At 63.3% G+C, this 13,675-nt stretch carries 12 protein-coding genes and 1 pseudogene; 8 read left to right on the forward strand and 5 right to left on the reverse strand.

The features are described from left to right. Nucleotides 1-18: 18 nt before the first annotated feature. The 5 genes from dnaB (at nucleotide 19) to KF838_11455 (ending at nucleotide 6,210) form a co-directional block, all read left to right on the forward strand. Nucleotides 19-1,749 carry a replicative DNA helicase gene (gene dnaB, locus KF838_11435; GenBank protein ID QYK47390.1) on the forward strand — a complete coding sequence of 577 codons (1,731 nt, stop codon included), beginning with the start codon at nucleotides 19-21 and terminating at the stop codon, nucleotides 1,747-1,749. Between the two features lie 232 nt (nucleotides 1,750-1,981). Then, nucleotides 1,982-4,177 (forward strand): hypothetical protein, encoded by a 2,196-nt coding sequence (locus tag KF838_11440; GenBank protein ID QYK47391.1) that lies wholly within the window; start codon nucleotides 1,982-1,984, stop codon nucleotides 4,175-4,177. 259 nt (nucleotides 4,178-4,436) lie between these two features. Further along, on the forward strand, nucleotides 4,437-5,450 hold the full coding sequence (locus KF838_11445) for an SDR family NAD(P)-dependent oxidoreductase (protein ID QYK47392.1): 1,014 nt from the start codon (nucleotides 4,437-4,439) through the stop codon (nucleotides 5,448-5,450). A 27-nt stretch (nucleotides 5,451-5,477) separates the two neighbouring features. Beyond that, entirely contained in the window at nucleotides 5,478-5,684 is a 207-nt protein-coding gene (locus KF838_11450; protein ID QYK47393.1) for a hypothetical protein, read from the forward strand. Between the two features lie 244 nt (nucleotides 5,685-5,928). Next, nucleotides 5,929-6,210, forward strand: coding sequence for a hypothetical protein (locus tag KF838_11455; GenBank protein ID QYK47394.1), 282 nt, complete (start codon nucleotides 5,929-5,931; stop codon nucleotides 6,208-6,210). A 148-nt stretch (nucleotides 6,211-6,358) separates the two neighbouring features. On the opposite strand, the gene KF838_11460 is transcribed toward KF838_11455, so the two are convergent. Continuing rightward, nucleotides 6,359-7,528, reverse strand: coding sequence for a deoxyhypusine synthase (locus KF838_11460; protein ID QYK47395.1), 1,170 nt, complete (start codon nucleotides 7,526-7,528; stop codon nucleotides 6,359-6,361). A 278-nt stretch (nucleotides 7,529-7,806) separates the two neighbouring features. Here KF838_11460 and KF838_11465 point away from each other — a divergent pair, with 278 nt between their 5' ends. From KF838_11465 to KF838_11475, 3 genes are all read left to right on the forward strand, one after another. Then, nucleotides 7,807-8,613: a hypothetical protein gene (locus tag KF838_11465; GenBank protein ID QYK47396.1), complete on the forward strand. Its 807-nt coding sequence runs from the start codon at nucleotides 7,807-7,809 to the stop codon at nucleotides 8,611-8,613. A gap of 147 nt (nucleotides 8,614-8,760) precedes the next feature. Then, a complete protein-coding gene (locus KF838_11470; GenBank protein QYK49836.1) occupies nucleotides 8,761-8,961 on the forward strand; it encodes a hypothetical protein in 201 nt (66 codons plus the stop codon). A gap of 286 nt (nucleotides 8,962-9,247) precedes the next feature. Further along, a complete protein-coding gene (locus KF838_11475) occupies nucleotides 9,248-10,261 on the forward strand; it encodes an alcohol dehydrogenase catalytic domain-containing protein (GenBank protein ID QYK47397.1) in 1,014 nt (337 codons plus the stop codon). A 73-nt stretch (nucleotides 10,262-10,334) separates the two neighbouring features. Here KF838_11475 and KF838_11480 read toward each other — a convergent pair whose 3' ends face one another. The 4 genes and pseudogenes from KF838_11480 to KF838_11495 all read right to left on the reverse strand — a co-directional run bounded on the left by KF838_11480 (nucleotide 10,335) and on the right by KF838_11495 (nucleotide 13,663). Then, complete coding sequence (locus KF838_11480; protein ID QYK47398.1) at nucleotides 10,335-11,522, reverse strand: hypothetical protein; 1,188 nt, start codon at nucleotides 11,520-11,522, stop codon at nucleotides 10,335-10,337. A gap of 180 nt (nucleotides 11,523-11,702) precedes the next feature. Continuing rightward, entirely contained in the window at nucleotides 11,703-11,960 is a 258-nt protein-coding gene (locus tag KF838_11485; protein ID QYK47399.1) for a hypothetical protein, read from the reverse strand. A 1,023-nt stretch (nucleotides 11,961-12,983) separates the two neighbouring features. After that, nucleotides 12,984-13,100 (reverse strand): annotated as a pseudogene (locus tag KF838_11490) (prepilin-type N-terminal cleavage/methylation domain-containing protein). Nucleotides 13,101-13,396: 296 nt separating this feature from the next. Further along, nucleotides 13,397-13,663 (reverse strand): hypothetical protein, encoded by a 267-nt coding sequence (locus KF838_11495; GenBank protein QYK47400.1) that lies wholly within the window; start codon nucleotides 13,661-13,663, stop codon nucleotides 13,397-13,399. Nucleotides 13,664-13,675 lie beyond the last annotated feature (12 nt).

Consider the following 13,675-nt stretch of genomic DNA (forward strand, 5'->3'; position numbering starts at 1 on the left):
GCGTGGATGGAGGGAGCCATGGCCGAGCAGACCGATCGGAACAACCAGGGGCGGGATGGACGGGACGGGCGGCGGTATCGCCCCGCGCCGATCGAGGTTCAGAAGCTGTTCGATCGTCTGCCCCCCCACTCGCCCGAGGCGGAGATGGCTCTCCTGGGTTCGATGATCCTCGAACCGAAGGTGATCGGCGAGGTGTTGCTGCAGGTGAGTTCGCACGATGATTTTTACACGGAAGCGCACGGGGCGATCTTTCGTGTGATCGTTGATGTGTACGACCGCCACCAGTCGGGCGATCTGGTTCAGATCGTTGAGACGCTGCGCGGTGCGAACGCTCTGGATTCCGTGGGGGGCCCCGAGTATCTGTTGCGTCTTGCCGAGACCGTTCCTTCGGCGGTGAACGCGACGCATTATGCGAGGATCGTGTCGGATCGCGCCCGGCTGCGGAAGCTGATCGGCGCGGCGGGCCAGATCATCTACGACGCCTACCACGCGGGGGACATGGGGCCGGACGGCACGCGCGAGGTGCTGGACAAGGCTGAGATGGCGATCTTCAACATCGCGGAGAAGTCCGAGACGAGCGATCCGCAGAAGCTGGCGGACATTCTCGAGCAGGAGCTGCATCGGCTCGAACTGCTGGATGGCAAGGGGATCTCCGGTCTCGCCACCGGGTACCACGATCTGGATGCGATGCTCTCCGGGTTGCAGCCGGGAGAGATGGTGATCGTGGCGGCTCGCCCCTCGATGGGCAAGACCGCGCTCGCGTTGAACCTGGCGGAGCAGATCGCGCTGGGCGGCGCGTCCGGCGCGGAGTCTCGGGGGACGTCGAAGGTGCCTGTGGCGTTCTTCTCGCTGGAGATGTCGCGTGCGGCGATCGCGCAGCGACTTCTCTCTGCGAGATCGGGCGTTGATTCGCACAAGATGCGCAGAGGGCAGTTCTCGGAGAACGACTTCAAGCGTCTCTTTCACGCGGCGGGCGAGCTGGGCGATGCGCCGATCTACATCGATGACACGCCGAACCTCACGGTGCTGGCGATGCGGGCGCGGGCGCGCCGCATGGCGGCGATGCACGGGATCAGGTGCATCATGATCGACTACCTGCAGCTGATGACCGCGCCGGGCGCGGCGCGCGAGAGTCGGCAGGTCGAGGTCTCGACGATCTCGCGGGGGATCAAGGCGCTGGCGCGCGAGCTGAGCGTGCCGGTGATCTGTCTGGCGCAGTTGAACCGAGGCACGGAGCTTCGGGACGGCAATCGCCCGCGGATGAGCGATCTTCGCGAATCGGGCTCGATCGAGCAGGATGCCGACGTGGTCGCGCTCCTGCACCGCGAGGAGTATTACCACACGCAGGACGCGGACTGGGCGGACGCGAACCGCGACAAGGTCGGGCTGGCCGAGCTGATCATCGCGAAGCAGCGCAACGGACCGACCGGAATCGTCAAGCTCGCGTGGGATCCATCCACCACGCGCTTCAAGAACTACGCCGGGGGCTTCGAGGACAGATACAACCCGCACGAGCGCGAGGTCGTGGTCAGGGCGACCTCTCCGGCACAGCGCCCTGCGCGAACCGAGCCACAGCCGCCACACGATGGAGCTGGTGGAGATGGGGCTGCTTCGCCTCAGCGTTCGGGCTTCGCCCCGGGGAAGAAGCAGGGCCCGCTCGCGGCGAACGACCCGCGCTGGCGCGATGGTGGCGGGCCGGATGATGAGGCCCCCTTCGATGATGTGGACACCTCGGACATCCCGATCTGAGGACCCGCGGCTGTAGTGGGGCTTGGCGGACATGCCAATGCGCGGGATTGGCGTGAGAATGCCCGATCAAAGACCTGATTTTCATCGCCGCGCTTGACCGGGCGTGCAATTCCTGCGATACCTGTGTGTTCATCCGGTGTTCCGGCTGGTTGCTCGCTCGTGGGCGGGCTTGAGCTTCGGCCGGTTCGCCGCACATCCATTCGCGCCAATGGCGCATAGCGGAGGCCGCGTGATGCAGGTCCATCGTTCTTCGTTGTCGCTGATTCTCGCCCTTGTGACTCTTGCCGGCGCACCCGCGGCGTTGGCGCAGCAGGATGTGTTCACGCAGCCGGCTCCCTTGTCGAGCCGCATGGTTGCGTTCGAGGAGATCGATTCGGGTCATGTCGCGCATCCGGGGACGGAGCCGGGCGCGGCGGTGGTCTTCTCGACGGTTGTGGCTGCGGACGATTCGACGTGGATCCGGCTTGAGTTCGACGAGGTGCGGCTCTCGGGCTCTCGCGAGGGTGGCAACGCCTCTTTCTTCCGCATCACGTCTCTGACGGATGGGCACGCACAGATCCTGGACCATGTCAGCATCGTGCAGTGGAAGCTCACGAGCGCGTACTTCAACGGCGATGCCGTGCTGGTTGAGCTTGTGGCGTATCCAGGCACCGGGAGCAATCGCGTGCGGATGTCGCGGGCGGTTGCGAGCGAGCCGGAGGCACTGCCTCGTTCGATCTGCGGCACGACCGACGACCGGGTGCTGTCGTATGACAATCGGTCGGCGCGGGTTCTTCCTGTCGGGTGCACGGGCTGGACGATCAGCGACTGCAACACATGCATGCTGACGGCGGGCCACTGCCAGGGCGGGTTGTCGGTGATCCAGTTCAATGTGCCGCTCTCGTCGTCGAGCGGCTCGATCCGGAATCCGCCTCCGGAGGATCAGTACGCGGTGGATTCTTCGAGCGTTCAGGGGAACGGCGGGGCTGGGGTGGGGAATGACTGGGCGTACTACGGCGTGTTTCCGAACTCGAACACGGGTCTGACGCCGTACCAGGCGTACGGCGTGGCGCACAACCTTGTGCTGCCGCCTCCGGCATCGGGGAACGCACGTGTGACGGGGTATGGAACGACATCGTCGCCGGTTTCGCCCACGTGGAACCAAGTGCAGAAGACGCACGCGGGCGCGTATACGACGTTCAGCGGCACCTCGATCGGGTATCGCATGGACACGACGGGCGGCAACTCCGGCTCGCCGGTGATCCATGAGACGACGGGGAACGCGATCGGCATCCACACGCACGGCGGGTGTACCTCGACGGGCGGGAACAACTGGGGAACGGGCGCGAACCACGTGGCGTTGCAGGCCGCCCTCGCATCGCCTAAGGGCGTGTGCGAGTGCCCGGGCCCTGACTATGTCTTCCAGGGAGAGTTTCCGGCCTATGTCTCGCCCTCGGGCGGGACGGCGATCGAGATGCAGATCACGACAGTGAACGGGATCGGCCCGGTCTCCGGCTCGGGCAAGCTGCACATCGACATCGGGTCCGGGTTCTTTGACGTTCCGATGACGGATGACGGTGCGGGGGCGTTTGTCGCGACATTCCCGCCCATCCCCTGCACCATGCCGGTGGCGTACACGTTCTCCGTGATCGGGACGGACGGGAAAACGTACTCGAACCCGCGCGAGGGGATGTCGGGCACGCCCTACGCGGCGATCTCGGCGTACGGGATCGCATCGGTTGTTGAGCTCGACTTCGAGACCGACGACGGGTGGACGGTGGAGAACATCGCGGTGATCCGCGGGGCGTGGGAGCGCGGCGTGCCGGCGGGTGGCGGGCTCAACCGCGATCCTGCGGCGGACTTTGACGGCTCCGGCCAGTGCTGGGTGACGGGCAATGCCGCGGGGGATGCGGATGTGGACGGCGGTCCGACGCGGCTGATCTCGCCGGCCTACGACCTTTCGGGGCTTGATGATCCGAAGGTGACGTTCGCGCGGTGGCACTCAACGAACAACCTCCCGAACGATCAGTTTGTGACGGAGATCTCGAACGACAACGGCGCGACGTGGGTGCTGGTTTCCTCGGTCGGGAACAACGGCAACTCATGGAAGGTCGTCTCCTTCGACGTGACCGACTATGTCGCGCTGACGAGCACCGTGCGCGTTCGGTTCTCCGTTGCCGACAACCCGGACAACTCGACCACGGAGTCGGCCGTCGACGCGTTCTCGATCTCGGATCTGGCGTGCTCGACGTGCGATGCGGACGCGAACGGGGATGGAGAGGTCGATGTGCTCGACTTCCTCGACTTCCTCGACGCGTTCGGGGCGTGCGACGGGCTGCCCGCTCCGTGTGCCGGGTCGAGCGGCGTTGATGCGGACTTCAACGCGGACACCATTGTGGATGTGCTCGACCTTCTCGACTTCCTGGATGCGTTCGGCAGGGGGTGCTGAACGAGTGACCGGATGGTGGCCTGAACAGGGTGGCGGTGCTGCTTGAGGGCTCGCACTCTCGATTGTCGCCGGTGTTGCATGTGACAAAGGAGCGTACTGTACCTTTCATACGCCGTACATGGGTGACGGCTCTTGACCTGTCGCCCTGTTCATGCGATATGTGTGTTTCTGCCGACCGGCAAAGAGTCGGCACATCGCTCGTGTGGTTTGCATCGAAGGGTTATCCGCCCGGTTTGTTCACGCTCGTTTCCATCTCCCTGTGATCCGCATACCCGCCGATTCCGTTTCCCGACTGCGGTCCTTCTATGAGGGACGGGCGGTGTGCGTGACGGGCGGGGCAGGGTTCATCGGCGGGCATCTGGTGGATGCGCTGCACTCGCTCGGGGCTTCGGTGTGTGTGATCGACGACCTGTCAAACTCGTCGCTGGAGCATCTGGACGAGTTGCTGGCAATGGAGCCGGAGCGTGTCTCGTTCGTGCGAGGATCGATCCTTGAAGATGCCGCGTTGCGCGATGCGTTGCGGGGCGCGTCGGTGGTGTTCCACCTTGCGGCGATCGGCTCGGTGCCTCGTTCGATCGAGGATCCGGAGCGGACGTGGCAGGTGAACGCGACGGGAACGATGCGCGTCTTGCAGGCGGCGAAGGCGGCGGGGCTGGAGCGGGTGGTGTATGCGGCATCGTCGTCGGCGTATGGCGACTCGCCGACGCTCCCGAAGGTGGAATCTCAGGTTCCTGCGCCGCGCTCGCCGTATGCGGCGTCGAAGCTGGCAGGGGAGCATCTTGTGAGCGCGTGGTCTCACGCGTACGGGCTGAGCGGCGTTTCGCTGCGGTATTTCAATGTCTTCGGGCCTCGCCAGCCGGCGGACTCGGCGTATGCCGCGGTGATCCCGAGCTTTGCGCGTCGCTTGATCGCGGGTGAGCCGCCGACGATGTTCGGCGACGGATCGGCCTCGCGTGACTTCACGTATGTGGCGAACGCGGTGCTGGCGACGCTGCTTGCCGGCTCTGCGCGTCTGCGGACGAGCGGCGAGGTGGTGAATGTGGGCACGGGGCGGCGCGTCACGATCCGCGAGGTCGCGCAGATGATCGCGGAGCGGTGCAACAAGCCGGGGCTCTCGCCCGCGGAGTTGCCGGCGAGGCCGGGGGATGTGCAGCACTCTCTGGCGTCGCTCGAGCGGGCGAAGGAACTGATCGGGTATGCCCCGGCGATCTCGCTCGAAGAGGGCCTGACAGAGACCGTCGCGTGGTACATGCGCGTGCTGGCCAAGGCCTGATCGTTCGGGCCGACTACGCTATCGCCGATGTCGATGCTGAGAGATATTGTCACGCTCCCCGGGTCGCTGTACGAGCTTGCGCGGCTGGGTGTGCTCACTCGCTTCCGGTTCAAGGGGGCGTACTGGCAATGGCGTCTGCACACCGCTTACGGGCGCGGGTACCCGCAGCGGCGGGCACTGGTTCGAGCAACGATCGAGTATGGCCGCTGGGTGCGGCGGATGCGGTGTCACTGAGTTCTGGATACGTTCCTCCCCCACTGCCTCCCCGCAGCCACCCACAGCCCTCTTTTGCCCGCTGTTCTCTTCTTCGGTCAGCGGTTCCGGCCCAGCGACCAGTGCCGGGGGTTCGGATGTACCGTTCGTGAAGTTTGGAGTCCGTCACCCGCTTGGCCGATGAATCGGAGGGTTGATGCGGCTATCGTCCCGTCCCTCGGGGTTGCTGCTGACCCGCTCTCTGCGTCATGAGGAGCCGACACGCATGTCTCACCCCACGAACGAGTCAGGCAACACGGCACAAGCCACATCATCGAGCGGGTTCAAGTACTTTGTACCTGGGCTGATCGTGGGCTTTATTGTCGGTGGCGTCGTCGGCGTGCTGCTCCCGGAGTTTGCCGATCGGGGCGGCCCGCGTCTTGAGGCGCCGCGTGGAACCGGACAGCCGCGTATACACGACGAAGAATCGAAGATGCGCGAGTCTGAGGTGCCGCAGGCACCTTCGGGCTCGGACGAGCAGACGAGCGAGACACCGGTCGGAAGCTGACCCGGCGAGTCGTGGCTTGATCGAAGCAAAGAGCGGAAAATGAAAGACCCCGGGCTTGCACCCGGGGCCTTCGATACATCGTGGTGTCGCTCACGAGGAGCGGCATTTGGTCAAGAGCACTCGCCATGGCGAGTGGCAGCCGACAGTCTTACCGTGCGCCGACCTTCTTGCCCTTCATAGCCTTGTTCGTGCCGGCCTTTGCGGGTGCGGGCTTCGTCTTGAAGGTCGGGATCGTGAGGTTCTTGCCGTAGAGGTCAGCGAACTTAAAGCCCTTGCGACCCTTGTAGGCGCCGCGGTGGTAGGCGTCGGAGGCGAGGATGGGGAAGAGCGCGGAGAGTTCGCCGAAGACCATCTGCTCATGGACGACATCGACCTTGCCCCACGAGCACGCCTCGCGGAGTGTGGAGCCGGAGAGCGCGCCATCGCGGCTGTCGGCGACGGTCATCTGGATGGCGTACTTGTGCATGCCGATGTCGCCGCGGGCCTTGCCGCCCTTGCGCTCGTTGAGCAGTTCGGCCGCGACGACGATGTCCTGTGCGAAGTTCTTGGGGACGCCGCCGCCGAGCATGAGGAGGCCGGTGTCCTTGCACGCGAGCTTGATGTCGGTCAGTTCGCGGAAGTCCTTGCCGGAGTCGAAGGCGACCTGGCCGCGGCCTTCTTCGATGGCTTCGGTCTGCTGGAGGACGATGCCGAAGCCGGCGGAGCAGTCGCTGAAGGCGGGGACGAAGATGGGGACGCGCTTCAGGTAGCAGGTCTTGACGATCGACTCGTTCTTCGCGAGCTTGGGGTTGTTGGCGAGGTACGCGCCCATGGCCTCGATGAACTCGCGGCTGGAGTACGCGCCGGGCTCGAAGCAGTCGAAGATCTTCTTGGTGGTGTCGTCGCAGGCGCGGAGGTCGTCCTCGTTGATGTAGGTGTCGTAGATGCGGTCGATCATGAGGTTGCGGAGGGTCATGTCGTCGACGGGCGGCGCCTCGGGGGAGCCGGGGGCGATGTAGTGCTTGAAGCCCAGGCCCTCGAAGAAGTCCTGATCGACGATGTTCGCGCCGGTGGAGACGATGGCGTCGATCATGTTGTTCTCGATCAGCGTGATGATGGCCTTCTTGAGGCCCGCACTGATGAGGGAGCCGGCGAGCGTCAGGATGACGGCGCACTCCTTGTCCTTGAGCATCATCGAGTAGATGTCCGCCGCGTTGGCGAGCGTGCGGCTGGAGTAGGCCATCTTGCGGTAGCCGTTGATGACGGGGCGGGCGTCGAAGCCGGTGATGTCGATGTGCTGGATGGGCTTGGAGAGAAGGTCTTTCTTGGTCCAGGTCATGGGATGCTCCAGAGGGCGGGCCAAACGATCGCGCGCTTCACGCCCGTTGAAAGGTGCGCGGGCGACACGGGTTGGTCCGACCTGTTCATCCGGCGGGCCCCCCTGCCGGTTCTTGCGATGTGGTGGGACGCCCGGGGGTGGCGGACGGCGATGCGTGATTATTGCACGCCCGGAGCGGATCGGATGCGTGCGGCCCGGAGATTCTCGCGAGGACTCGGGAGAAACCCGCAGGGGAAGTCGCCCTTGTGCCCGCCGGGGAATGTCGGGAGACTGAGAGCATGGCGAAGAAGAAAACAAAGACGAAGAGAGCCGTAAGCAAGAAATCGACAAAGAAGTCGACAAAGAAGGCCGCGAAGAAGGTGCGAGGCAAGACGACCGCCGCAAAGACGACCGCGATGAAATGGTCCCTCTCGAAACCGTCTCCGACCAAGACGCCCGTGGTAAGGACGAAACAGACCGTGAAATCAGGCGGCGTCTCGGATGAAGCGGTTCTCAGGAAGACGGGACACGGGTGGGAGCACTGGATGGCGGTGTTGGATGCGTTCGACGTGAAGAGGCACGGGCACAAGGCCGCGGCGGAGCACTTGCACGCGGAGCATGGTGTGGATGAGTGGTGGTCGCAAATGGTGACGGTGGGCTACGAGCAGAAGCGCGGGCTGCGGCAACTGAGGCAGAAAGCAGATGGTTTTTCGGCGAGCGCATCGCGGACGATCGGAGCGGGGATCTCGCGGGTGCTGGATGCGTTCGAGGACAAGGCCCAAGCGGCGCGGTGGCTGCCCGAGGGCGTGGTGGTGCACAAGGTGACGCGCCCGCCGATGAAGGATGGGCGACCGACGAAGCCAGGAAGTGCCCGGATGACGTGGTCGGATCGGACCAAGACGCTGTCGGCGTGGATCTCAGAGAAGAGCGCGAAGGATGGCGCGGTCAAGACGGTGGTGCAGGTGCAGCACGATAAGCTGCCGGATGCCCAGACGTGCGACCAGATGCGCGCGATGTGGTCGGAGCGGATGGATGTACTGCGCGGGACGCTGGAAAGGGGCGATAGAGATTGGGCTACTGGAAACGGCCGATCGCGGGACTCATGACTCCGCGATGATGCGTCTTCGAGCATGGCCTTTGGCTTTGAAGTCTTCTGCCGATGTGGCCCGTAGGGCCGAGAGAATCCAGCCCAGGGCGTCAGCCCTGGGTGGTCTTCACTCGCGTGCGATCTGAAGTCGAACTCCTCGCGATGGATGCACGAGCAAGGAAACGCTGCGTTCGCATGGCAGAACGGCTACGCGGCGTTCTCGGTCAGCGAGTCCATGGCGCCGCGCGTCGTCGCGTACATTCAAGCCCAACGTGAACACCACCGGATCGTCGGGTTCATTGATGAGCTGCGTGAGATATGCAGGCGCCACGGGGTCGAGATCGACGATGCGCACGCATGGGACTGAGACTCTCTCCCATGGCGTCGTGCCGCCCTTGCGGGGCTCGAACAGAACACGAAGTGAAGAGACGCCCCTCGTGACCCGGGGCTCACGCCCCGGGCTGGATTTTGTCGCGGCTCTGCCGCTCCTGAAAGCACCGTCGGAGATGGTTTCCGGCTCCTGACAACTACGAGCCGCGCACCGATCCACGCCGCTTCTGGCACACGAGAAAGAAAGACAGACCAGCGCGTCCCGCGTCTCTTCTTCCCAACTTCCCCTCCACTCGCCTCTCTCCCTTTCCGATAACCCCCTCGTGCGCGCTCTTCGCTCCACACGGGGCCAGGTCCATCTCGACCCTCGAACGCCCGAACCGGAGCCCGCTTCCGGCGAGGCCGTCGTGCGCGTGCTGCGCGCCGCGATATCGCCGCTGGATCTCGCGACGGCCCGCGGCCACGTCCCCCACGACGGCACGCTCGGCCACGAGTGTGTCGGCATCGTCGAGCGGCTCGGGCCGGACGCGCCGAGTGACGCCGGCTCGCTCGTCGGGGCTCGCGTCGTCATCCAGCCCGAGATCGTCTGCGCCGCGTGCGACCTGTGCCGCGCGGGGCTCAGCCGCCACTGTCGCGCGCGCCAGATGCTCGGCATCGGCGGGCGTGCGGGGTGCATCGCCGAGCGTGTCGCGGCCCCGATCCGCAACCTCACGCGGATCCCCGATTCGATCGATCCCGACATCGCGTCGCTGGCCGAGCCGCTGGCGTGCGCGATGCACGCCTCGCAGATCGTCCGCATCGTCGGCAAGACGTACATCACGGTCCTCGGCGATGAGCCCCACGCGCTGCTCGTCGCGCAGGTGATGGCCCGCGAGAACGCGTCGGTTCGCGTGCTCGGGGAGCGTCCGGAGCGATTCGGCATCGCGGAGAAGTGGGGCGTGAAGCACCGCCACGTCTCGGAGGTCGGCCGACGCGCCGATCAGGATGTGGTGGTCTGCGCTGCGCCGAGCCCCGCGATGCTCGACATGGCCGCCGCGCTGGTGCGACCCAGGGGAAAGGTCGTGCTGCTCGGGGGTGTGGCGGGAGTGGGAGCTGCGCGTGGCGGAGGTGGCAACGCCGAGCCGCAGACGGGCGTCGATCTCGCGCCGGTTGTGGAGAACGAACTGGAGATCATCGGAGCCCGCGGCGGGCGACTGGCCGACGCGGTCGCCGCGCTCGAACAGCGCCGCTACGACCTCGGATCGCTGATCTCAAGACGCTTCAGACTCGACGAGGCCGTCGGCGCGCTGCGGGCCGCGTCAGAGCCGGATGCGCTGAAGGTCGTGGTTGAGTGCTGAAGTCCATGCACGCACTACCAATCGAAAACGGGGGCGACCGAAGTCGCCCCCGACCAAGATCGCATATCGGATCTCAGCAACCAACGGCATACGCATCCAAGAAATCAAGCATGTCGACAATATCGATCTCGTTATCACCGTTCATGTCCGCGATCGGATCCTCGTTACCGTAATAGTCGAAGTAGTCCAGATAATCGGTGATATCGACTATACCGTCGCAGTTCAGATCGGCGTTGCATGGCAATGCATTGAATGCGTAGTAATCATCGACATCAATGTCACCGTCAAGATCAATGTCACCTCGGGCGCGGTAGCCGAACTGCCCGATGGCGACCTGCGGGAGGGACAGTAGGGCGACACGGTCGGCCCAGCAGATCGTGGAGTCAGGATCCTGATCAACATTTCCGATCACGCTGAAGATCTCTTGGTAGGAGTTGTGACGCACCCTAGTCGCATTCTGAGAATCAGATTCAACGATTGTGAACTCTTCGTCCTCGATCTCGATCACAATTGGATCGTCGCCGACAGGATCGAAGGCCGGATCCTCTACATCACCGTATCGGTCAACAGTCCCGTCGGACCAAAAGACCATCATGTCATGAGAAGCGACGAACGGAAACTCGTCGTCGTTCGTGTCTATCTCATACAGTTCATCGGCCCCGAACCATACTCCGGTGATTGTCGGCGTTGTAAGCAGAAGGCATGCTTCTGGATATCCGTTGTACCAGAAGATCCCGATAGAAGCGGGTCCAATGTGCTTGATAAGCGCCCAGTCAGGTCCAGAGAACTCACGTATCGAATAGGAGTTTGAATAGCCAGCCGCGCCCCGGATTCCGGATCCGCCGGGTTCGCAGATCACGTGAGCAGGTGGCCAATGATGAACAGCTGTACTGGAATCAAAAGAACCTTTCGTGCGTGTCACATGCGTCGTTTGCGTGATTGATACACTCGCATTGGGCACAGACGCATATACGCTTCCAAGCGAGCCCGAATCGGAGTCGCTGTTGAACGTTACCGAGGGCTCGTCGTAGCAAAAACCTGTACCAAACTCATATTCGAGATTGGCAGCAAACGCATTGCCAGACGCGGAGACGACAGTCGTGCCATTATATAGATGCCATATGAGTGAACGAGTTACATCAAGATTTCCTCCAACTCCTTTGTAAAAACAAACAGTAACTCTGTCGCTATTATCTTGCGAGTGTGCGGGGAAACCGGCCAATGCGGACAGAATACCCAGAAAACATGCCTTAGTTCGCATATATCCTCCAATAACAACCTTGTGTAGCAGTCGACAGCATTGTCGGCCTGTACAAGTCGGCAGGCGTGCCGCGCATTATACAAAAGCCGCCTGCAGAGTCAAATGCACAGCACCCGTTGCGGCAGGAGCTGCTGTACGGTGCTTGCAAGTCACGCGCATTCGCGGGGTAAATGGGCGGTATTACCCCCCAGCTGGGCGCTTTCCGCCTCCCGGTTCGCCGGTCTCTTCATTCTCTGGATTGGGAGGCGGCACCTTGATCGTGCCATCGTTGACCGCGCTCTGGATGCCCTGCGCATTCGCTGGATCGACCGGCTCGGCGGCACCACCTCCGAAGAGGCCCCGGGCGATCAGGACGATCGCGATGAGGAGGAGAACACCACCACCGATCGACAAGATCCGCTGCTTCTGATCCATGTCGCTCCAACGCGGAATATCCATGGCCGTGCTCCATCTGCGCGGCTCGTTGGTGCGAAGCACGCGCGATTGCTCAGAGGAAAGAAACATCCCCCGGTTGCCCGAGGGACGAGTGATCATACGCGGGTTACGAACGCCGCCACGGGTGGATCAGCGAGCCAGATCCCGACCCTGCACGCCCTTCTTGGTCGCCCAGAAGTACGCCGGGTAGACAGAGGGCACCTTTGTTCCGCCGTTCTCAAGCCCATCATTGCCCATCGAATAGTAGGTGAGAATTGAATCCGTTGGATTCCACAGGTCTGTTGGGGTGTAGGTGTTCCTCCGGCTGATCTCGGTGTCCGTCAGGTACGGATACAGCTGGGTTCCCATCTGAACTCGCGTGACGCTTCCATCCACAGTGGCTACATTGGTGTTTGCGCCGGGATTGTTCCAAGTGGGAGGGAGTTTCGCCCCGGAGCCGATGCCAGTGCCCGTTCCCGCCAACGCGTAGACCTGCTGCGTGCGCTTCTTCTGGGTGAAATCGAAGCGTTCCCAGAGGATCACCTTCGAACTCGGGTAGAGTACATCCGCAGTCCGGTTGCGCTTCACCCTCGCGGCGACGGGATCGTCATTGTTCGCCGGGAGGCGAGGGCTTGCGGCATATCGCTGCGGGCTGAACCAGAAGGTCGGCGAGTAGACGTAGGAGGTGTCCCAAATGACGTAATCGAAGGGCGTACCTTTGTCGATAATCTCCTCTACGAACCGCTGGTACGGTCCCTGATCGGCGGGAGAGAACTGCACCTTGGATGCGTAATCGCCTTGGGCGAGCCAGTTTCCGATACGGGAGTACCAGTGGAAGGCGTACATCTCGCTGCGCCAGACCGTGCCCTGCTGGAACCGCCATCGCAGTGAATAATCGTCATTGAAGACATCGTACCACTTCGTGTCGCTGGTGATTGCAGGGGGCTCGGTCTCAAAGAAAGGATTGATGAAGCTGCCAGCGTGCTCGCTCTGATAGGCAGATTGGATCTGAGCCAGCGACTTCAGATTGGCGATGCTGACCGTGTTCTGGGCCGCACGCCGCGCCTCGCCCAGCGACGGGAGCAGGATGCCGACCAAGAGCGCGATGATCGCGATGACGACCAGCAGCTCGATCAGCGTGAACGCACGATGCAGACGGTTCATGATGACTCCCTCGGTGAAATCGGGCCGTCGGTCGGCACCATCGGCCAAGTTCCTTGAAGCACAACGCTCATGCACGCTTCGAGGATTCAATACGCAGCATTCCGCGCCCTTCAGCCGGCATCTCCGCAATGCCGACGCGAACGCGAGCCGCCCACCGGCGGCTTGCTTCACATTCGCATCCTACCACGGACGGATGCAAAGGCAAACAGACTTCGTAGGGAAATGACCCCACAAGTCTCTCGAATACCATACAAAAACCTTTTTTATCGTCGATACAAAGTCTGTCCGTGCGAGATTCAGCCCGGGTCTGTGGATCGCATCGGAGCCCGTGTCGGGGGGCCGGGATCTTCTTCGATCACGGGTTCGGGCTGTTCCGGCTGGTTCAAGGCACCGCGCTCGATCGCCTGCTGGATTTCGCGGTCGCGCTGAGCCGCGGCAGAATCCAGCGGCTCCGCCCCCGACCCCATCCACCGCCAGGCGACCAACGCCCCGCCGATGACGACGACCGCGCCGAACGCGATGAGTGGCTTCACGTTGCGCTCGCCGCCCGAACTCTTGATCAACGGATGCTCCTT

The sequence above is a fragment of the Phycisphaeraceae bacterium genome (assembly GCA_019454185.1).
Classification (GTDB): Bacteria; Planctomycetota; Phycisphaerae; order Phycisphaerales; family UBA1924; genus JAHBWV01.